The organism is Mycobacterium venezuelense (assembly GCF_054919535.1).
The window spans coordinates 355,465-375,053 of sequence record NZ_JBONDW010000004.1 but is presented as its reverse complement, the minus strand read 5'-3'; the positions used below and the strand labels follow the sequence as shown (position 1 = coordinate 375,053).

Here is a 19,589-nt window from a genome sequence, read left to right as displayed (position 1 = left end):
GGGCGCTAACCGGCCAATTGCTGAACCCTGGCGACGAGGCTGTTGGCCAGATGGTCCAAGGTGTCGCCGATGGCCTTCTTGACCATGGGTCCGGGAATCGAAAGCTTGGTCTCGACTTCGAGATCGACCGTCAGCAGGGATGTGGCGCCGATCGGCACCACCGAGAACTTCTGTTCCTGCTTCTTGAAGTGGTCGCCCTGTTGCAGCACCGTGAAGATCTGGTTCTCGTCGGGGTAGTACACCGCGGTGATGAATACGCCCGACTGGCCTTGGATCTCGACGTCCAGACGCAGCTGGCTCGGCCTGCCGTCGTCGTAGCGGGCCAGGATCCAGCAGCCTTTGATCTCGGGGTTCCACTGCGGATAGGCCTCGAAGTCGGCGACGATCGACATGATCTTCTCGGCCGGGGCGTCAACCTCGACGGTTCTACTCACGAGCGGCATCGGCAGAGCATATCGACTGCAACAACGACCGGATCGCGCCGGGAATCGGCACCGGACGGCGCGTGGTCCGGTCGACGTAGACATGCACCCAGTGCCCCACCGCGGCCACCGGCCCGTCAGGCTCGAACAACCCCAATCGATAGGTGACGCTGCTGTTGCCCAACCGGGCCACGGACAGCCCCACCACCAGCGGATCGGGGAACTTCAACTCAGCGAAGTAGCGGCAGCCCGATTCGGCGACGACACCGAGCCACGGCGCGTTGACCGGGTCGATGTCGCACTTGGTGTTGATCCACCCGTTGATCGCGGTATCGAACAACTCGTAGTAGACGGCGTTGTTGAGGTGGCCGAACATGTCGTTGTCGGTCCACCGGGTCAGCACCGGCCAGTGCAGCGGGAAATCGCCAGGAGTGAGTTCGGTACCCGTCATGGCTGAAGTCTTGCAGCCGAGGCAGGCTGGACGTCATGAAGATCCGCGGAGCCGTCCTCGAGGCCATCGGTCTGCCTCGCCCCTACGTCGAATCCCGCCCGCTGAGCGTTGGCGAACTCGACCTGGCCGAGCCCGGCCCGGGCGAACTGCTGGTCCGCATCGAGGCGGCCGGGTTGTGCCACTCGGATCTGTCGGTCGTCGACGGCAACCGGGTGCGGCCGGTCCCGATGCTGCTCGGTCATGAAGCGGCCGGGATTGTCGAGGCCGGTGACGTGCCGCAAGGCCAGCGCGTGGTGATGACCTTTCTTCCGCGGTGCGGCCACTGCCCGGCCTGCGCCACGGACGGACTGACCCCGTGCGGGCCGGGCTCGGTCGCCAACGGCGCGGGCACCTTGATGGAGGGCGACATCAGGCTGAGCCGAAACGGTGAGCGGGTCTTCCACCATCTCGGAGTCTCCGGGTTCGCGACGCATGCGGTTGTCGACCGGCGATCCGTTGTCCCCGTTCCCGCCGACGTCCCGCCCGTCGTCGCGTCGTTACTGGGTTGCGCCGTACTCACCGGCGGAGGCGCCGTGCTCAACGTCGGCAAGCCGCGGCCCGGCCAGACGGTGGCGGTCGTCGGATTGGGTGGCGTCGGAATGGCCGCGGCACTGACCGCGCTCGCGCACGATGATGTGCGGGTGATCGGTGTGGACCAGTTGTCGGACAAGTTGGCCCGCGCTCGCGAACTCGGCGTGCATGAGACGTACACACCGAACCAAGCCGCCGACCTCAAGGCCGACGTGGTTATCGAGGCCGCCGGCCATCCGGCCGCGCTGGAGACCGCGATCGCGCTCACCGGACCCGGTGGCCGCACCATCACGGTCGGCCTCCCCCGGCCGGATGCGCGAATCTCGGTGTCACCCCTGGGTTTTGTCGCCGAAGGCCGGTCGTTGATCGGCAGCTATCTAGGCTCGGCGGTCCCGGCCCGCGACATTCCCCGATTCGTCGAGCTGTGGCGGGCCGGCCGGCTGCCGGTGGAATCCCTGGTGTCGTCGTCGATCGCGCTCGACGACATCAATGCGGGCATGGACGAGCTCGCCGACGGCCGAGCGGTCCGTCAGGTCATCGATTTCAACTGAGCCTGTTCAACTTGTATGACAAGTTATAGACTTGTCATATGTCTGATCGCATTCGTCATCTCACGCTCTCTCACGTCGTCCTACCGCTGCCCAACCCCGTCAGCGACGCCAAAGTCCTGACGGGCAGGCAGAAGCCCCTCACCGAAACCGTCCTGCTGTTTGTCGAGGTCACCACCGAAGAAGGCCACCAGGGCATGGGGTTCAGCTACTCCAAGCGCGCCGGCGGCCCTGCCCAGTACACCCATCTCGCCGAAATCGCCGATGTCGCGATCGGCCAGGATCCGTCGGACATCGACCGGATCTACCAATCGCTGCTGTGGGCCGGGGCATCCGTCGGCCGGTCCGGCGTCGCCACCCAGGCCATTGCCGCGCTCGATGTCGCGCTCTGGGATCTCAAGGCCCGTCGCGCCGGTCTGCCGCTTGCCAAACTGCTCGGCGCCCATCGAGATTCCTGCCGGGTGTACAACACGTCCGGAGGCTTCCTGCAGGCCTCGGTCGACGAGATCAAGGACAAGGCCACCGCGTCGCTGGGGTCCGGCATCGGCGGCATCAAAATCAAAGTCGGGCAACCGGATTGGAAGACCGACCTGGAACGTGTCGCCGCGCTCCGCGAGCACCTGGGCGACAACCCGCTCATGGTCGACGCCAACCAGCAGTGGGACCGCGCGAGGGCTCGGCGGATGTGCCGCGAGCTCGAGCAGTACGACCTGATCTGGATCGAGGAGCCGCTCGACGCGTGGGATGCCGTCGGCCACGCCGACCTCAGCCACACGTTCGACACCCCGATCGCCACCGGAGAGATGCTCACCTCGGTGCCCGAGCACATGGCGTTGATCGACGCGGGTTACCGCGGAATCGTGCAGCCCGACGCACCCCGCATCGGTGGCATCACACCGTTCCTGCGGTTCGCGACGCTGGCATCGCACGCCGGGCTCGCACTGGCCCCGCACTATGCGATGGAGATTCACCTGCACCTCGCGGCCGCATATCCGACCGAGCCGTGGGTCGAGCACTTCGAGTGGCTCAACCCGTTGTTCAACGAGCGCATCGAGATTCGCGACGGCCGGATGTGGCTGCCCGAGCGTGCCGGCCTCGGCTTCACGCTGAGTGACCAGATGCGGGCGCTGACGAAGGAACGGGCAGAATTCGGTTCGTGACAACTTCGTTGGCCCAGCGGGTGGTCGCCGGTCTGAAGGACAAGATCTTCGCCGGCGACCTCCCGCCTGGGCGCAAACTCCCGTCGGAATCCGAACTGATCGAGGAGTTCGGGGTTTCACGGACCGTGGTGCGCGAGGCCGTGACGCGGCTGCGCGCCGAAGGCTTGGTCGAAACCTTCCAGGGCCGTGGGTCATTCGTGCTCGCGGTGCCCGAGCCGACGTCGTTCACCGTCGAATCCGCCGCCATCCGGACCCACCACGACGTACTCGACATGATCGACTTCCGGCTCGGGATCGAATGTGAGGCGGCCGCTCTGGCGGCCGCCCGCGTCGACGGCAACGGCAGCGAAGCCGTCCGGGCCGCGCTCGCCGAATTCGTCGACGCAGCCCCGGAGGATGCCGTCGAGGCCGACTTCCGCTTTCACCGTGCGGTGGCGGCGGTCAGCGGCAACCGGTTCTACCTCGATCTGCTGGACTCGCTGGGCCCGATGATGATCATGCTTCCGCGCACCCGCCTCGGCGATACACACTCCATCACCGACGCCGCGCACGCCGAACGCGTCCGGCGTGAGCACGGTGAGGTCGCCGCCGCGGTGATCGCAGGCGACCCGGACCTGGCCCGGGCCGCCATGCGCCTACACCTTGGTAACACTCGCCGGCGGCTCGACGCCGGCCGGCTCTGAGCGGCGCCGCAGCATCTGCCGGATGACCGGCAGCAGCGCCACCACGACGAAGATCGCCAGGATCGCACCCGAAATAGGCCGCGTGACAAAGCCCGTCGGGTCCCCGTCGAAGATCAACAGCGAACGGCGGGTGCTCGACTCGATGATGGTTCCCAGCACGAACGCCAAGACCATGGAACCGGGGTCGAAGCCGAACTTCTTCATCAGGTAGCCGATAACGCCGAACACGATCATCAAGAAGATGTCGAAGACCGAGTTGTTGATCGTGTACACGCCAAGGATCGTGATGAGCGCGGTGATCGGCGCCAGGATCGCGGGGCGGACCCGCAGAATCTTCACGAAGATGCCGACCAGCGGAATGCTGAGCAGAAGCAGCAACAGGTTGCCGATGTACATCGAGTTGATGACGCCCCAGAACACGTCCGGGTGCTCGTCGACGAGCTGCGGGCCCGGTGAGATCCCGAGGATCAGCAGCGCGCCGAACAGCATTGCCATCGACGCGTTGGCGGGCAGACCGATCGTCAGCAGCGGGATGAACGACGACGTCGCCGCGGCGTTGTTGGCGGTCTCCGGCGCGGCCACGCCCTCAACCGCCCCGCGCCCGAACCGCTCCGGCGTCTTCGAGCGCTTCTTCTCGGTCGCGTACGCGACGATCGACGACAGCGTGGCTCCGCCGCCGGGCAGCACACCGAGCACGAAGCCGATGATCGAACCGCGCCCGATGGCACCCGATGACTGCTTGAGATCCTTGCGCGACGGCCAGACATTGCCAACCTTGGCCGGGACGTGTGGCTTGCCGTGCCGCTGTTCCAGGTTGTAGAGGATCTCGCCGACACCGAACAGGCCCATCGCGACGACGACGAAGTCGATGCCGTCGGCGAGTTGCAGGCTGTCGAATGTGAATCGGGATGCGCCGCTGAAACTGTCGCGCCCGACGGTCGCGAGCAACAGGCCCACCGCGCCGGCGATCAGCGCCTTGAGCTTGTTGCCGCTGCCGATCGTGGCGACCAGCAGCACACCCAACAGTGCCAGCGCGGCGTACTCCGGCGGCCCGAAATCGAGCGCGACGCTGGCCACCACGGGGGCGAGCAGGGTCAGACCGATGATCGAAATCGTCGCGCCGACAAAGGAACCGATCGCCGCGATGCCGAGGGCCGTGCCGGCCTTGCCTTGTTTGGCCAGCGCGAAGCCGTCGAAAACCGTTACGACCGAGGATGCTTCACCCGGCAGTCGCAACAGGACCGAGGTGATCGTGCCGCCATACTGTGCGCCGTAGTAGATGCCGGCCAGCATGATGATGGCCGACACCGGGTCGATGGTGTAGGTGATGGGCAACAGGATCGCGATGGTCGCGGCCGGGCCGAGGCCTGGCAGCACGCCGATGATCATGCCGATCAGTACGCCGATCAGGCAGTAGAGCAGGTTGTGGGGCTCCGCGACGAGTGCGAACCCGTCCAGGAATGCGCTGAAATCCATAGTTTTAGAACGCGATCAGATGGGGCAGCGGGATCCGCAGGCCGTAGAGGAACAGGAAGTAGAACACCGCGGTGGTGACGACGCTGACGATGATCGTGCTGCGCCAGCTCTCGCCGCCAAGGAACCGCAACCAGATCAGGCACAGCAGCACGGCCGGGATCTCGAAGCCGATCAACGGCATCAGGACGCCGAACGCGACGAACGTGGCCGCTCCGGCCACCGCCAAAAGGCTGCTGCGGGTGAACTTCTCGCTGTCGGTCAGGCCGCGCCCGACGACGAGCAGTAGAACCGACAGCAGGGCGATCACGACGCTGACCACGAACGGCCACAGGCCTGGGCCTGGCTCGGCCAGCGAGCCGAGCCCGTACCCGTATGCCAGCACCGCGCCGACGACACCGATGGCCAATCCGGCCAGCGCCCCGATCACCTGGTAGGCGATGCCGCCGGCGGGCGGACGCTCATCCTCCAGTTCGTGAGCGACCTCGGCCTCGATCTCGGCGAGGACGTCGCGTGTGTGGTGCGCGTGCGGTTCTTGCACGGCGGTCATCAGCCCTCGTTCCGCAGGTTGATGCCGTACTGGGCCACCAGATCCGCGTAGCGCTGCTTGTCCTTGTTCAGTTGAGCGGTCACCTCGTCACCGGAGATCTCCATCGGCGTGAGGCTGTTCTGCTCGTTGAACTTCTTGTACTCATCGGTCGCAAATGTCGCCTTCAAGCCTTCGACGAGCTTGTCCTTGACCTCCTGCGGCGTGCCCTTCGGCACGGTCATGAAGCGGTACTGCGTGACCTCGACGTCGAGCCCCTGCTCTTTGGCCGTCGGGACCTCGGGCAGATAGTCGATCCGGTCCGGGCCGAAGACCGCGAGCGGCGTCAGCTTGCCCGACTGGATGTTCTCGATCGCCTCGCCGACCTGGATGGAGGCGACGTCAACCTGATTGCCGAGGACGGCGGCCAGCGCGGGGGCACCGCCGTCGAACGGAACCGCCTGGGAATTCACGCCGCTCGTCTTGAACAGCAGGGCTGCCGACAGCTGCGCGCCGGTGCCGACGCCGGTGGTGCCGTACTTCACGAGGCGGTTGGAGTTCTTGATGTCGTCGAGCGTCTTGAACCCGCTCGCGGGGTTGGTGACGAGCACGTAGTCGTCGCGCGATACGCCGTAGACGACGTCGAAGTCATCGAGGTTGGTCACCTCGTCGGGGCTGACGGCCAGCGGGGTGATGGTGAACAGCGATGCGTTCTGGATCGCGATCACCGAGCCGTCCGCAGGCGCCTTCGCGACTTCGGCGGCCGCGAGCGCACCGTTGGCGCCTTCACGGTTGATCACCGGGAACGACGCCCCGAGGTCATCGGACAGGCCCTTCGAAACGGCGCGGCTGATGAGGTCGCTGGATCCGCCTGCCGATGCGCCGACGTACATCTCGACGCTGCCCGAGGGCCATTCCGCGCCGGAGCCACCGCCGCCGGTTGTGGTCTCGACACCGCCACACGCGGTGAGGGCGAGGCCGGCGGCTGCCGCCGCGGCGAGAATCGTGCGGGTGCGCCCGCATCGTGAGCGAGCGGTTGAGATCGCCATTACGTGTGCTCCTGTGGGGATGTGAAGTGCTGCGTAATACGCCCGTCATGTGGCGGCCATCACTACACGTTAGGGAGCATGGACGATACCTGTCCAAGCCTCTTTTAGCATCGCTTGATACCTTCAATGCATGGCAATCACGCTGGATCAGGTGCGTTGTTTCATCGCGGTTGCCGAGGAGCTGCACTTCGGCCGGGCCGCCGACCGGCTCGCGATGAGCCAGCCGCCGCTGAGCCGCCAGATTCAGAAGCTTGAGCGCTCGGTCGGGGCGGTTTTGCTGGACCGCGACAACCGCCGCGTCCTGCTTACGCCGGCCGGGGCGGCGTTCCTCGAGGATTGCTACCGGATGCTCAACACCCTCGACGCCGCGACCGAACAGGCGCAACGGGTGGAACGAGGCTCGGCAGGCACGGTGCACCTCGGCTTCACCGCGGTGTCGGCGATCGGCATTCTCGGCCCGCTACTGGGTCTGCTCGGCAGCGAACTGCCCGACATCGAGGTCGTGTTGCACGAGCGCGTGACGGGCGCTCAGGTGGACGGCATCCGGCGCGGCGAGCTCGATCTCGGGCTGGCCCGCCCGCCGTTCGACACCTCGGCGCTGTCCTCGATCGTGGTCGCGCGTGAGCCGCTCCGCGCGGTCGTGCCGATCAACCACCCGCTGGCCGGGGCGACGGGGCCGCTCGGTCCCGAGGACTTCGACGGGCTGCCGGTGATCAGCTACCACCCGGTGCAGGCGCGGTATTTCCACGAGCTGACGGTCCGCTTCCTGTTCAACGGACATCCGAGGATCAAGCAGCGCGTGCAGCAGATTCTCACCGCGGTGCTACTCGTTGCGGCCGGCGAGGGTGTTGCGCTGGTGCCGGCGAGCGCGACGGCGCTGCACGTCGACGGCGTCGTCTACAAGCCGTTGGTGGATGTCGGTGGCGGGCATCCCGAAAGCGATCCGTCCCGCCCCGTCGAGCTCCACGCGATCTGGGCGCGCCGCGGTCTCACGCCGCTGCTGCAGCAGGTGCTGCAGCTGGTCGGGCGGTCAGCCGAACACCTCGACGACCTCATCGCCCTCGGCTAGGACTTCAGCGAATGGTGCTGACCCCGCCGTCGACCGGGATCACCGCACCGGTGATGTAGGTGCTGGCCCGGCTCGCGAGGAACACCGCGATGCCCGCGATGTCGTCCGGCTTGCCGATGCGCCCGAGCGGCAACGCCGAACCCACCGCATCTGAGCCGGCCCGCAGCAGTTCCTTCGTCATGCGCGACTCGAACAGGCCCGGCGCGATCGCGTTCACGAGGATCCTCGGTGCGAGCTCGCCTGCGAGGTGCCGGGTCAGCATGTGCACCGCCGCCTTGCTTGCGCTGTAGGAGAAGTTGTCGCGTCCGCGCTCGGGCGCGACAATGCCGTCGATGCTCCCGGTGTTGATCACGCGTGCCGGATCCTGTTCGGACGCACCGGCATTCAGCAGCGGTGTGAGCGCCCGGGTGAGCAGGAAGACGCCCTTGACGTTGACGTTGTATATCTTGTCGAAGCCCGACTCCGGGAACTCGTCGTACGGGGCGCCCCACGCGGCTCCGGCGTTGTTGAACAGCGCGTGGATCGCATCCTCGCGCCCGGTGACCGCCGCCGTCAGCGCCGCAACGCCCTCGGCGGTCCCGAGATCGGCCGGCACCGCCGCGACACGGCCGAGCGGTGACAGCTCGGACACCGCGGCGTCGAGTTCGGCCTCCTTGCGGCCCGACAGATAGACGCTCGCACCGGCCTGCAGCAGTCCGCGGGCCATCATCAGCCCGATACCGCGGCCACCGCCGGTGACCACCGCGACCTTGCCGTCCAGTCGGAACAAATCGCTCACGACCGGTGCCCGGTCTCGATGTCGATGCCGAGCGGGGAGTCCGTGCGTACGGCTTCATCGCGGATCAGTCCGCGCAACAGTGCGGTGCTGAACTCGACGGCGATCTCCTCGGCCGTGCGCCTGCCATGCGGCCGCAGCCAGCGGTAGGCGCCAAGCGTCATCCCGATGTAGCCGAGGGCCAGGACATGCGAGTCGCAGTCGTGGAACTCGCCGCTGGCGATGCCGCGGTCGATGACGTCACGCACATGCTCGTAGACCGTGGTTTCGGCACGGCGGATGTAGGCGACCTGTTCCTCGGTGAACCACTCGGCGATGTAGGGGCCCTCCTGGAAGTACACCGCGGCGCGCTCGAGGTCGTTGGCGATACCGACCATCAACCGGCGGGTGAAGTGGTAGATCGTCTCGCGCGCGGTGGCCGTCGGATCGTCGTGCAGCGCTTCTACGGTGAAATCGGCGGCGCTCTTGTAGATGTCGTAGAGGATCAACGACTTGCTCGAGTAGTAGTGATAGACGGTGGCCTTGTTCAGGCCGACGGCTTCCGCCACGTCGTCCATCCGGGTGCCGTGGTAGCCGCGCGCGGCGAACAACTTGGCGGCGACGGTCAGCAGTTCGTCGCGCCGGGACGTTCCGTTGTTCGCGGCCGCGGTGCGGCCCCGACCGGCGTCTGCATCGGATGACATAGGACACTCGCTATCGGCCTCGCCCGGGCATGCCGGGGCTATCAATCAACTGGCTGGTTGAACAGTGTAGGCAATCTCTGTTCTGATCTTGCACAGTCGGTCTAGACTGCCGGAATGGATCCGAATCCTGACTACGACCTCAGCGACGAGGGTGATTTCTTCTTCTCGTGGCTGCCGTGGGCTCTGCGCGGCGTTTACCCGCCGCCGGCCTATCCGCCGGTCTGATCCGGCTCGGTTGTCTTGGCGCGCTGGTAGTGCCTGCGCGCCTTCATGCGGTTTCCGCAAATCGCCATCGAACACCACCGCGCGGTGTTCGGCTTGCTCCGGTCGATGAGGAACAGCCGGCATTCGTCGTTCGCACACGGCCGTAACCGGCCCGGACTGTTGATCCGCAGCGCATCCCAGGCCAGCACCGCGCGCACCGCGCCGGGCGCGACGCCATCGACCGCCAAATTCCATGTCACGCCGTCAGCCGTCATCGTCGGCCGCAACGCGACCGCGGCGAGGAACGGCTTCAGCGCCCGCGGCGACTGCGTGCCACGCACCACGGCCTGAAGAACATTGCGGGCCGTGATCAGATCCGCCAGTTCGTCGCGCGTCAGCCCGTGATCTTTGAGCCAGGCAGCGGCCGTTTTCGGCGCGTCGAGCACGTCGTGCTGCACACCCTCCATCACCGGCGTGGTGTTGAGGAGATCGAGCAGCAGCGTCTCATCCTCTGGACTCACCGCCACCAGATCCATATCTAACCTCCAAATTCCTATTGACAGGTTACCCGGGATCGGCGTTGAATGTCGCTAACCGGTAAAAGCAACCAGAGGAGTTAGAAATGACCGTGCATCACCGCTACGCCACCGTCGACGGGCAGCGTCTGCACTACCGCGAGGCCGGCTCACCCGACGCGCCCGCGATCGTGCTGCTCCACGGCTTTCCCACCAGCTCGTTCATGTTCCGCGACCTCATCCCGCGGTTGGCCGAGCGCTACCACGTCATCGCACCAGACCACCTCGGGTTCGGACACTCGGACGCCCCAACGGTCGGCGAGTTCGACTACACCTTCGACGCCCTCGCCGACCTCACCGAAGGACTGCTCGACCAGTTGGGTGTCAGCCGCTACGCGGTCTACGTCCAGGATTACGGTGCGCCCATCGGATGGCGGCTGGCGCTGCGCCGACCGGAAGCCATCACCGCGATCGTGACTCAGAACGGCAACGGCTACGACGAAGGCTTCGTCGAGAGCTTCTGGACCGTCGTGTGGGACTACCAGCTCGAGCAGACGCCACAGACCGAGGCCGGCGTCCGTACCGCACTCGACGTCGACGGCATCAAATGGCAGTACCTGACCGGTGTTTCCGACGAGAGCCTGGTCAGCCCCGACACCTGGACACACGACGCCGCGCAGTTGGCCCGGCCCGGCAACGACGAGGTCCAGCTCAAGCTCTTCCGTGACTACGCGACCAACGCCCCGCTCTACCCGGCACTGCACGAATACCTGCGCAGCAGCAAGGTTCCGGTACTCGCGGTCTGGGGCCAGGGCGATCCGATTTTCGGGCCCGACGGCGCGCGAGCATTCGGCAAGGACGCCGTCGACGCCGAGATCCACCTGCTCGACGGCGGACACTTCCTGCTGGAAACCCACGTCGCGGAAGTGGCCGAGCTGATCGATGCGTTCCTGCAGCGGCGGGTCCGATGAAGCCCGAGGTGCTGGTGTTCGATGTCAACGAGACGCTCATCGACATCGATTCGCTGCAACCACATTTCGACCGGATCTTCGGCGACCCCCCGATGCTGCGCGAATGGTTCGGCCAGTTGGTCATGTACTCGATGGCCGTCACGTTGTCGGGTGGCTACACCGACTTCTTCTCACTCGGTCAAGCAGTGCTCCGCATGACCGCCGAAGTTCGCGGCGTCGCCATCGACGAAGAGGATCTACGCCGACTTGCCGACGGTATGCGCGCAATGCCGGCCCATCCCGATGTCGCCGAGGGACTTCAGCGCCTCCGCGACAACGGGTTTCGCCTCGCGACGCTGACCAATTCACCGCACCAAGACGGCCCGACACCGTTGGAGCACGCCGGCTTGGCCGGCTTCTTCGAGCATCAGTTCAGCGTCGACGAACACCGCGTCTACAAGCCGTCGACGGTGTTGTACACCAGCGCCGCCGACGCTCTGGGTGTCGCTCCCTCGAGCTGCATGATGGTGGCCGCACACATGTGGGACACCCTCGGGGCGCAGGCCGCTGGCTTCAGCGGAGCCCTGATCACGCGACCCGGCAACGCGCCATTGCTCGTGCCCGGGGTGGCGCCGCCGACCGTGGTCGCCACAGATCTGTTGCACCTCAACGCGATTCTGGAAGGTCGGTCATGACTGCAACATCAACCATGCGTGCGATCGTCCTCGACGGCTTCGGGGGCCTCGACCGGCTGGTCTACACCGACATCCCGAAGCCCGAACCGCGGGCCGGTGATGTCGTCATCCAGATCAAGGGTTTCGGCATCAACCACGCCGAGATGCACATGCGGCGCGGTGAATGGGCCGAAGCCGCCAAGGTCAGCGGTATCGAATGCGTCGGCATCGTCGACTCGTGTCCGGGCGGCGAGTTTCCCGTCGGAGCGAAAGTGGCTGCGCTCATGGGTGGGTTAGGCCGCACCATCAACGGAAGTTACGCCGAGTACACCAGAGTGCGAGCAGCCAACGTGGCGCTCATCGAGTCCGACCTGCCGTGGGCGGCGCTCGCCGCGTTGCCCGAAACCTACGCAACCGCTTGGACCTGCCTGTTCCGCAACATCGGCCTGCGATCCGGGCAGACGCTGGTGGTCCGCGGCGCAACCTCGTCATTCGGACAGGCCGCCGTCAAGCTCGCCGTCGGCGCAGGTGCCCGCGTCATCGCCACCACGCGCAACCCTGATCGGTTCGACCCGCTCGAAAACCTCGGCGCCGCGCGCGCCGAGAAGGAGGTGCCTGATCTCAGCGCTCACATCGCCGAATCGGGCGAGATCGACGCTGTACTCGATCTCGTCGGCAACAGCACGATCCTCGACTCGCTGGACATGCTGCGGCGGGGCGGAACCGCATGCCTCGCAGGGTGGTTGGGTGGGCTCGATCCCATACCCGACTTCAACCCGCTGCTTCGGATGGCCAGCGGCGTGAACCTCAGCTTCTTCGGCAGCTTCGTGTTCGGCTCTCCCGGCTTCCCGTTGTCCGACGTGCCGTTGGGTGACATCGCCCGCCAGGTCGCCGACGGCCGGCTGGAGGCGGCACCGTCGCGCGTGTTCTCGTTCGACGTGAACCGGCTCACCGCGTCATGGAAGCCGGCGAGGCCGGCGGGAAAATGGTCGTCGTCCTCGACTGAGGCCGCATGTAGTGTGAACTCGTGGACGGGCGCGAGAAGGACATCACCGCGGCCGACCTCACCTCTGACGAGGCGCTGTTCAGGGGACCTCTCGGGCCCATCGTGTGCGGGATCCTGGACGCCACGAAGCGTGCGCCAGAACCGATCCGGCGCATCCTCTGGGGTGTGCGCACCGAACCCACGCCGCACGAGCCCGGGGCTACGCCGCGGCCGCCTTCACCGCCTCCCCCACCTCAGCCCGAAGCCTGAGGTATTCGGGTGAGCGCCGCAGTTCGTGCGGGTCGACGCCGGTGCGGGGCAGCTCGACCGGCAGATCGAGGGCGACCTTACCGGGGCGCCGGGTCAGCACCACGATCCGGGAGCCGAGAAACGCCGCTTCGTCGGCGCTGTGGGTGACGAAAACCGTTGTGCGCCCGGATTCCGCGCTCACCTGACGGACGTCCTCCTGCAGCCGCTCGCGCGTGAGCGCATCGAGGGCCGCGAACGGCTCATCGAGCAGGAACAGCGGGGTCTCGGCTGCCAGCGCTCGCGCGATCGCCACGCGCTGCTGCTGGCCGCCGCTGATCTCCCAGATCTTGCGGCGCGCAGTGCCTTCCAGCCCCACGCGCTCAAGGAGCTGGTCACGTCGTTCGGCTCGCCGCTCACGCGGCACCTTGGCGTACTTGAGCGCGAGTTCGACGTTGCCACCCACGGTCCGCCACGGGAACAGCCGCGGCTGCTGGAACACGACGCCCGACGTGACACCCGGCGTCGGTTGCGTACCCGCGACCTGAACCTCACCCTCGGAAGGACTTTCGAAACCGGCGATCAATCGCAACAATGTGCTCTTGCCGCATCCCGACGCTCCGACCAGGACCAGGAACGCGCCCGGCTCGACTTCGAGGTTCACCGGCCCGAGCGCGGTCACCTCATTCGCGCCGCGGCCGTACCGGTGCGCGACGTTGCGAATCCGCAGAGTGCCGTTGGCATCACTGTTTGGTGATGACACCCGGCAAACCCTTCGTGTAGATCGCATCCTGGAATGTCTTCAGCGGCGCCGCTGCCGGAATCTGCTTCTGATCGGCAAGGAACTGCGATGCGCTCTGCAGGTTGGCGGAGATGTTGCCCGGCGCACCCTCGGACCCGAGCCACGGCTCGGACGCCACCTCGGCCGGCGTCAGGTACACACCCTGCTTGAGTTGTCCCTCAACGTCTTCCGGAGACAGGCCGATCTCCGCGGCGATGGCCTTTGCGGCAGCGGCTGGGTCGTTCTTGATCACATCGAGGGCGCGGGCCTCCTGCGCACGCCACGTGTCGACGACGTCGGGATGCGCCGCGGCGAACTCGTCGGACACAACGCCCAGGTCGAGGGTCGGCTTGCCGTTCTTGGCGAGCTGCCTGCTGGTGATCAGGTCCTTGCCGGTCTTGCGCAGCTGGTCCAGTGTCGGCAGCCAGGTGTAAGCGGCGGCGATGTCGCCGCGGTCCCAGGCCGCCAGGATTGCCTGCGGCTGGAGGTCGATGAGCTGAACATCGCTGGGCGACAAGCCGTTCTGCGCCAGCGCAGCCAGCAGGCTGTAATGCGCGGTCGACGCGAACGGCGTCGCGACGCGCTTGCCACGCAGATCGGCAATGGTGTTGATGCCGCTGTCGTTACGTGCCACGAGCGCTTCGTTGTCACCGGCCACGTCGAGGACGAACGCCACCTTGTACGGAATGTTGAGCGGAGCCGACAGCCCGCGGGCGACGGGGCTTGAGCCCAGCGCACCGAAGTCGAGTTCCTTGGCGATGAACGCCGTGTTGACGTCGGCACCCGAGTCGAACTTGGTCCACTTGATGTTGTAATCGGGCAGCGCCTCTTCGAGCCACTTGTTGTTCTTGACGACTAGGTCGCCGCTTGGAAAGGACTGGTAGCCGATGCGAATCGTGGGCTTCTCCGGGTCATTTCCGGCGGCGTTTCCGGAGTTGTCGACCGCGCAGCCGGCCAGGGCGAAAGTAGCGGCTGCGGCCGCGGCAAGTAATGCCCTGATTTTCATATCTTTCCTCTCCATGGGACAGCGCGCCGCTCGACGGCTCGCAAAACTCCATCGATCACCAGGCCCGAGATCCCGATGGCGAAGATGCCGACCAGGACCACCGGCGTGTTGTTGTAATTGCTTGCGTCCTTGACCAATCCGCCGATGCCGGGGATGCCGTTGAACAGTTCGGCGGCGACGACCGACGAGTACGCCATGCCGACCGCCAGCCGAATGCCGGTGAATGTCTCGGGCAGGGCGGACGGCACCACGACGTCGCGGATGACCTGGGCGCGCGAGGCGCCGAGCGCGCGCGCTGCTTCCTGCAGCCCGACGGGTGCGGCGACGACGGCCGCGGTGGTGGCGACGGCGGCAGGCGGCAACGCGGCCAGTGCCAGCAGCGTGATCTTCGGGGCTTCGTCGATGCCCAGCCAGATCACGAGCAAGAAGAAGTACGCCAGTGGTGGCAGCGCGCGAAGGAACGTCAGCCACGGCTCAAGCACGCTGCGCAACCAGCTCACCGAGCCCATGAGCAGGCCGAGGAGCACCCCGACGACTACACCGATGACCACACCGGCCAGCACGCGCCGCAGTGTCATGTACAGGTGCTCGATCAACAGATAGCCGCCGTAGCCGCGTACGCCGTCGTGGGTCGTCGACACGTCGATGAACGCGCGCCACACGGTGCTGGGGTACGGAACGAAGGTCTGATTCCAGATGCCGGCCAGCGCGACGAGCTGCCACACGACAAAGAACACGACCACCGACAGCAGCGGCAGTACGGCTTTCGTGAGCAACGCGCGCCACTTGCCTGGCGTTGCGGCGGGCCGCGAGTCCGTCTGGGACTCAGTGGGGACGATATCGACGAAGACAGACACGGACGGCCGGCTTTCTGTTGCTGAAGCGAGGGCGGAGGTTCGGCTTCAGCGACAGCAGGAGTCAGCGGACCGCGTCGTGTTCACCCGCGTATTAGTACCGGCGGCAGTGACCGCGAAGAAGGTCTGGAATCGCGGTGAGTTTATGTCGCGGACTGCGGCAACGTCCGTATCGCGTAACGGACGACCAGCAGGATCGCCGCGGTGGTCACGAGGAACAGCGGCCACCCCATCGCGATCCGGGCAACCGCGAGCAGGCCCTCCTGGTCGGTGTCGTAGAGGTAGTACTGCACAAGGAACCGCGACCAGGACACCGTCGCCATCACGGCGGTCACCACGTCAAAGGCCAGCCGTACGCGGGGAATTCGCCGCCACGTGCCGTCGCGCCCGGTGACCCAGGCCCACACGACGCCGACGAGCGGTCGCCTGACGACGATCGAGACCGTGAACAGCGTCGCCATCAAGAAGTACATCCAGATGCCGGGCAGGTAGAAGTCCTTGGCCTGACCGGTGACGAGCGCAAGACCCGCGCACACCGCGACACCGGCGAACCCCCACAGCGCGGGCCGGGTCGACTCCCGGCGGAAAAGCTGCCACCCCAGCACGAGCGCGGCTGTGGTCAAAGCGGCGATGGTCGCCGGGATGCGCCCGAACAACGCGGAAGTCAGGGCGAACGTCGTCACGGGCAGTGCCGAATAGACCAGACCGCGAACGCCGCCCGCGCGGGCCAGCAGTCCGTCGAGCGGGGAGTCCGTCATGTCCACCGAGCGTACCTAGCTCAGCGAAACAGTTCGGCCGCCTCGACGCGAGCGCTGCCCAGTTGAGCGGGGAGCCGGAGGTATCCGTGCAGATTCACGAGCCCGCGGCGTTGCGGCGTCTCGGTCAGATGCAGGTCCGGATACGCCTCGAACAGCGCGCGCAGCGCGGTCGTCCCTTCGATTCGGGCCAATGCGGCCCCGAGACAGGCGTGGATACCGGACGCGAAGGCAAGGTGGTCGCGAACGTTGGGGCGGGTGATGTCGAAGCGGGCCGGATCGTCGAACACCACGGGATCGCGATTGGCCCCACCGAGCAGCACGGCGACCATGTCACCGGCCCGCAGTCGCTGTCCGCCGATTTCGATGTCGGACTGTGCGGTGCGAGCCGTCATCTGCACCGGGCTGTCGATCCGCAGGATCTCGTCGACGGCGGCGGGCCACAGGTCGGGATGGTCTCGCAGCAGCGCGAGTTGGTCGGGATGCTGCAACAGCAGCACGATGCCGTTGCCGATGAGATTCACGGTGGTTTCGAAGCCCGCCCCGATGAGCAGTGCCGCGTTCGCGGTGAGTTCGCGGTCGGTGAGCGTGTGGTCCGCCGCCATCCGGCTGAACGGGTTGTCGCTGGGAGCGCCGGCCCGGACCTCACGGAAGTGCTCGTTGAGATAGGTGTCGATGCCGCGGAGCCCGGCGATGGCCTTGCGGTAGGTCTTCCACCGGATTCCGATGTCCAACAACGGCGCACCGTGGTGGCCCCAGTCCAGAAGCCGGGCATGAGTTTGCGCGGGCAGGCCGAGGATCTCGGCGATCATCGCGACGGGAAGCGCCGCCGCGTAATCGGCGATCAGATCGGGCCGAGGTGTCGCGCCGAGGTTGTCGATGAGTTCTGCGGTCACCTCGGCCACCCGCGTGTCGAGCGTCTCGATCGCGCGTGGGGTGAAGCTCTGTGCCACCAACTGGCGGTAGCGGGTGTGGTCGGGCGGGTCGACGATGACCATGGCCGGCGGCTCGACCGGGTTGGCCACGCCCGGGTCGGTACGGTCCAGCAGCATTCGCAGCGCCCGCGGCATCTCCATGCCGGTCGGCGGGGTGACACCGAACCGCTTGTCGCGCAAGATCTCCCGGCACAGAGCATGGTCGGCGGTGACCCAGACGAACGGCGTGCGGATCAGCCGGCCCCGCGACCTGACCTCTTCCATGACCGGGTAGGGGTCGTTGCCCCGGCCGTGATTGACGATGAGCCGGGCCATGGGGTTTCCCCGCCACGCCTGGACCGTCATGAAGGACCTCGGTACCGCGTGCAATGCCAGCCACCGTGTCCACAGTCCGATGCCCATAAGCCCTCCCCTTGTCCCGACGCTCGTTACGATGAGACGTTGAGACATTTAGACGCTCATCGTCTCTCTTGTTTCGATGGTTAGGCTACGGCGGACAGCACGAGCAGGCAAGGAGGAGTTCGGTGACATCCACACGAACAGCGGATTTCGTGCGGCGGCTCGCCGAGCCTGACCCCGACGTCCTTGCGCGCGTGCGCGAACCGGACGCCATCAGCACCCGGATCTTGAGCGCGACCCTCGAACAGGCCGAACTCGTCGGCATCCGGCGAACCACGATGGAGGACGTCGCCAAGCGCAGCGGAGTCGGCCGCGCAACGCTGTACCGGCGCTTCCCCACCAAAGACGCCCTGATCGACGCCCTCGTACTGTCGGAAGCGCGGCGCTACCTCGACGGCAGCGCACAGGCTCGTGCACACGCCGAATCGCTGGAGGATCGCCTGGTCTACGGAACGGTGTTCACGGTGACGTTCCTGCGCGAGCACGCGCTGCTCAAGAAACTGCTGCGCACCGAACCCGAGACCATCCTGCCGAGCCTAACCATCGACGCAGGCGCCATCGTCGACTTCGCGACCGACTACTCCGCCGCGCAACTGCGTAGCGACCTCTACGGAACCGCCGAGACGACGCCCGAACAGGAGCGTCACATCCGCACCGTCGCCGAGTTGCACACCCGACTCACGTTGTCGTTCATCGTCACGCCGCACACCAGAATCAAGCTCGCGACGATCGAGGACACCCGCGGCTACGTCCGCACCTATCTATTGCCGATGGTGACCGTCGGATGACCCAGGTGCAGGGCCGGATCTGGCGAGCCGGTGAACCCGACGACGAGCACTTCAGCTTCTCGGCGATCTCGGACTGCCTCGCCGACGACGACACCTTGCTGTGGGCCGACATCTACGACCCCGATCACGAGACGCTGCGCGGCCTCGCCGACGAGCTCGGCCTCAATGTCTGGGCGGTCGAGGATGCCATTGCCCCGAACGAACGCACGAAAGCGTCTGTGTACCACACACATACGTTCTTCACGGTGTATGCAGTCGACATCCGCACACCGAACGGCGACATCGTCTCCGCCCTGATCAAACACCGCATCTCGGCGTTCGTCCTACCGCGCGGGCTCATCACCGTCCGGCTTCCAAGTGGGGAGGCTTCGGCGGGCGAGTTCGACATCGACGAGGTGTCGCGGCGCTTCGATGAACTCGGCGGGCAGCGCTACGGCGTCGGCGCGCTCTTGCACGGCCTGCTCGATGTCGTCGTGGACGGGCATTTCGAAGCCGTCCAAGCCCTCGACGACGCGATCGAATCGCTCGAGGACGAACTGTTCGCCGACGACGGACCCAAGCACGGCCTGCAGCGGCGCACGTTCCGGTTACGCAAGGACCTCGTCGAGTTGCGACGCGTCGTGCTGCCGATGCGCGAGGTGGTCAGCACGATTCAGCACCGGCGGATGGACGCCAAGATGTCGCCCGAACTCGACCCGCTGTACGCCGATCTCTACGACCACGTACTGCGGGCGTCCGAGTGGACCGAATCCCTGCGCGACATGGTCACGACGGTATTCGAGACCAACCTTTCGTTGCAGGACGCCCGGTTGAACACCGTGATGAAGAAGCTCACCGGCTGGGCCGCGATCATCGCGGTGCCCACGGCCATCACCGGTTTCTACGGGCAGAACGTCACCTATCCGGGAATCAACACCGTTGTGGGCTTCATCGCCAGTTCAGCGCTGATCGTCGTGCTCGTCATCCTGCTGTACGTGATGTTCAAACGGCGCGACTGGCTGTAGCGATTCAGTTGGTAAGCATGGCGCTTACCGCACGAGGGGGCACGCGCAATATCGCGAAGCAAATGCAAGACTCTTCAATGCCCA

23 protein-coding genes and 1 pseudogene are annotated in these 19,589 nt (G+C 66.2%); 11 read left to right on the top strand and 13 right to left on the bottom strand.

Going from position 1 to position 19,589, the window contains the following annotated elements; translation table 11 throughout:
- Window positions 1-5 precede the first annotated feature (5 nt).
- Together ACRCUN_RS09220 and ACRCUN_RS09215 are read right to left on the bottom strand one after the other, a co-directional pair.
- Complete coding sequence (locus tag ACRCUN_RS09220) at window positions 6-443, bottom strand: SRPBCC family protein (RefSeq protein ID WP_462141315.1); 438 nt, start codon at window positions 441-443, stop codon at window positions 6-8.
- Complete coding sequence (locus ACRCUN_RS09215) at window positions 427-873, bottom strand: acyl-CoA thioesterase (RefSeq protein ID WP_462141314.1); 447 nt, start codon at window positions 871-873, stop codon at window positions 427-429. Before ACRCUN_RS09215 ends, ACRCUN_RS09220 begins: the two co-directional genes overlap by 17 nt.
- Window positions 874-908: 35 nt before the next feature.
- Between ACRCUN_RS09215 and ACRCUN_RS09210 the strand changes: the two genes are divergently transcribed.
- The 3 genes from ACRCUN_RS09210 to ACRCUN_RS09200 are packed head-to-tail and all read left to right on the top strand — an operon-like array spanning window position 909 to window position 3,834.
- Window positions 909-1,994, top strand: coding sequence for an alcohol dehydrogenase catalytic domain-containing protein (locus tag ACRCUN_RS09210; RefSeq protein ID WP_462141313.1), 1,086 nt, complete (start codon window positions 909-911; stop codon window positions 1,992-1,994).
- 38 nt (window positions 1,995-2,032) lie between these two features.
- Entirely contained in the window at window positions 2,033-3,151 is a 1,119-nt protein-coding gene (locus ACRCUN_RS09205; protein WP_462141312.1) for an L-talarate/galactarate dehydratase, read from the top strand.
- Window positions 3,148-3,834, top strand: a complete 687-nt coding sequence (locus ACRCUN_RS09200) for a FadR/GntR family transcriptional regulator (RefSeq protein ID WP_462141311.1) — start codon at window positions 3,148-3,150, stop codon at window positions 3,832-3,834. Before ACRCUN_RS09205 ends, ACRCUN_RS09200 begins: the two co-directional genes overlap by 4 nt.
- On the opposite strand, the gene ACRCUN_RS09195 is transcribed toward ACRCUN_RS09200, so the two are convergent.
- Genes ACRCUN_RS09195 through ACRCUN_RS09185 form a run of 3 tightly spaced genes read right to left on the bottom strand, consistent with a single transcriptional unit; the run spans window position 3,787 to window position 6,882 of the window.
- Window positions 3,787-5,310: a tripartite tricarboxylate transporter permease gene (locus tag ACRCUN_RS09195; RefSeq protein ID WP_462141310.1), complete on the bottom strand. Its 1,524-nt coding sequence runs from the start codon at window positions 5,308-5,310 to the stop codon at window positions 3,787-3,789. The genes ACRCUN_RS09200 and ACRCUN_RS09195 overlap by 48 nt on opposite strands.
- A 4-nt stretch (window positions 5,311-5,314) precedes the next feature.
- Entirely contained in the window at window positions 5,315-5,857 is a 543-nt protein-coding gene (locus tag ACRCUN_RS09190; protein WP_462141309.1) for a tripartite tricarboxylate transporter TctB family protein, read from the bottom strand.
- Window positions 5,857-6,882: a tripartite tricarboxylate transporter substrate binding protein gene (locus ACRCUN_RS09185; RefSeq protein ID WP_462141308.1), complete on the bottom strand. Its 1,026-nt coding sequence runs from the start codon at window positions 6,880-6,882 to the stop codon at window positions 5,857-5,859. Before ACRCUN_RS09185 ends, ACRCUN_RS09190 begins: the two co-directional genes overlap by 1 nt.
- Before the next feature lie 130 nt (window positions 6,883-7,012).
- Here ACRCUN_RS09185 and ACRCUN_RS09180 point away from each other — a divergent pair, with 130 nt between their 5' ends.
- Window positions 7,013-7,951, top strand: coding sequence for a LysR family transcriptional regulator (locus ACRCUN_RS09180; RefSeq protein ID WP_462141307.1), 939 nt, complete (start codon window positions 7,013-7,015; stop codon window positions 7,949-7,951).
- A gap of 4 nt (window positions 7,952-7,955) precedes the next feature.
- Here the strand turns inward: ACRCUN_RS09180 and ACRCUN_RS09175 are convergent, their stop codons facing one another.
- Together ACRCUN_RS09175 and ACRCUN_RS09170 are read right to left on the bottom strand one after the other, a co-directional pair.
- The gene (locus ACRCUN_RS09175) at window positions 7,956-8,729 is read right to left on the bottom strand and encodes an SDR family oxidoreductase (RefSeq protein WP_462141306.1); all 774 of its coding nucleotides are present in this window, start codon (window positions 8,727-8,729) and stop codon (window positions 7,956-7,958) included.
- Window positions 8,726-9,409, bottom strand: coding sequence for a TetR/AcrR family transcriptional regulator (locus ACRCUN_RS09170; RefSeq protein ID WP_462141305.1), 684 nt, complete (start codon window positions 9,407-9,409; stop codon window positions 8,726-8,728). Before ACRCUN_RS09170 ends, ACRCUN_RS09175 begins: the two co-directional genes overlap by 4 nt.
- Window positions 9,410-9,523: 114 nt before the next feature.
- Between ACRCUN_RS09170 and ACRCUN_RS09165 the strand changes: the two genes are divergently transcribed.
- Entirely contained in the window at window positions 9,524-9,634 is a 111-nt protein-coding gene (locus tag ACRCUN_RS09165) for a hypothetical protein (RefSeq protein ID WP_462141304.1), read from the top strand.
- Here the strand turns inward: ACRCUN_RS09165 and ACRCUN_RS09160 are convergent.
- Window positions 9,619-10,149, bottom strand: coding sequence for a CGNR zinc finger domain-containing protein (locus ACRCUN_RS09160; RefSeq protein ID WP_462141303.1), 531 nt, complete (start codon window positions 10,147-10,149; stop codon window positions 9,619-9,621). The two genes, ACRCUN_RS09165 and ACRCUN_RS09160, sit on opposite strands and share 16 nt — an antisense overlap.
- Window positions 10,150-10,235: 86 nt before the next feature.
- On the opposite strand from ACRCUN_RS09160, the gene ACRCUN_RS09155 reads away from it, so the two are divergent.
- The 4 genes and pseudogenes from ACRCUN_RS09155 to ACRCUN_RS09140 all read left to right on the top strand — a co-directional run bounded on the left by ACRCUN_RS09155 (window position 10,236) and on the right by ACRCUN_RS09140 (window position 13,007).
- Complete coding sequence (locus tag ACRCUN_RS09155; protein WP_462141302.1) at window positions 10,236-11,099, top strand: alpha/beta fold hydrolase; 864 nt, start codon at window positions 10,236-10,238, stop codon at window positions 11,097-11,099.
- Window positions 11,096-11,773, top strand: a complete 678-nt coding sequence (locus ACRCUN_RS09150; protein ID WP_462141301.1) for a haloacid dehalogenase type II — start codon at window positions 11,096-11,098, stop codon at window positions 11,771-11,773. Before ACRCUN_RS09155 ends, ACRCUN_RS09150 begins: the two co-directional genes overlap by 4 nt.
- A pseudogene (locus ACRCUN_RS09145) lies at window positions 11,770-12,758 on the top strand (zinc-binding dehydrogenase). The gene ACRCUN_RS09150 and the pseudogene ACRCUN_RS09145 overlap by 4 nt, the downstream one beginning before the upstream one ends.
- Window positions 12,759-12,779: 21 nt before the next feature.
- On the top strand, window positions 12,780-13,007 hold the full coding sequence (locus ACRCUN_RS09140; RefSeq protein WP_462141300.1) for a hypothetical protein: 228 nt from the start codon (window positions 12,780-12,782) through the stop codon (window positions 13,005-13,007).
- On the opposite strand, the gene ACRCUN_RS09135 is transcribed toward ACRCUN_RS09140, so the two are convergent.
- The 5 genes from ACRCUN_RS09135 to ACRCUN_RS09115 all read right to left on the bottom strand — a co-directional run bounded on the left by ACRCUN_RS09135 (window position 12,958) and on the right by ACRCUN_RS09115 (window position 17,716).
- The gene (locus tag ACRCUN_RS09135; RefSeq protein ID WP_462141299.1) at window positions 12,958-13,773 is read right to left on the bottom strand and encodes an ABC transporter ATP-binding protein; all 816 of its coding nucleotides are present in this window, start codon (window positions 13,771-13,773) and stop codon (window positions 12,958-12,960) included. The two genes, ACRCUN_RS09140 and ACRCUN_RS09135, sit on opposite strands and share 50 nt — an antisense overlap.
- Window positions 13,727-14,770 carry a taurine ABC transporter substrate-binding protein gene (locus ACRCUN_RS09130; RefSeq protein WP_462141298.1) on the bottom strand — a complete coding sequence of 348 codons (1,044 nt, stop codon included), beginning with the start codon at window positions 14,768-14,770 and terminating at the stop codon, window positions 13,727-13,729. Before ACRCUN_RS09130 ends, ACRCUN_RS09135 begins: the two co-directional genes overlap by 47 nt.
- Entirely contained in the window at window positions 14,767-15,627 is an 861-nt protein-coding gene (locus tag ACRCUN_RS09125; protein WP_462141297.1) for an ABC transporter permease, read from the bottom strand. Before ACRCUN_RS09125 ends, ACRCUN_RS09130 begins: the two co-directional genes overlap by 4 nt.
- A 140-nt stretch (window positions 15,628-15,767) precedes the next feature.
- Window positions 15,768-16,382 carry a DUF3159 domain-containing protein gene (locus ACRCUN_RS09120; RefSeq protein ID WP_462141296.1) on the bottom strand — a complete coding sequence of 205 codons (615 nt, stop codon included), beginning with the start codon at window positions 16,380-16,382 and terminating at the stop codon, window positions 15,768-15,770.
- Between the two features lie 20 nt (window positions 16,383-16,402).
- On the bottom strand, window positions 16,403-17,716 hold the full coding sequence (locus ACRCUN_RS09115) for a cytochrome P450 (RefSeq protein ID WP_462141295.1): 1,314 nt from the start codon (window positions 17,714-17,716) through the stop codon (window positions 16,403-16,405).
- A gap of 122 nt (window positions 17,717-17,838) precedes the next feature.
- Here ACRCUN_RS09115 and ACRCUN_RS09110 point away from each other — a divergent pair, with 122 nt between their 5' ends.
- Both ACRCUN_RS09110 and ACRCUN_RS09105 read left to right on the top strand, forming a co-directional pair.
- Complete coding sequence (locus ACRCUN_RS09110; RefSeq protein ID WP_462141294.1) at window positions 17,839-18,501, top strand: TetR/AcrR family transcriptional regulator; 663 nt, start codon at window positions 17,839-17,841, stop codon at window positions 18,499-18,501.
- Window positions 18,498-19,505: a magnesium transporter CorA family protein gene (locus ACRCUN_RS09105; protein ID WP_462141293.1), complete on the top strand. Its 1,008-nt coding sequence runs from the start codon at window positions 18,498-18,500 to the stop codon at window positions 19,503-19,505. Before ACRCUN_RS09110 ends, ACRCUN_RS09105 begins: the two co-directional genes overlap by 4 nt.
- The last annotated feature ends 84 nt before the right edge of the window (window positions 19,506-19,589 follow it).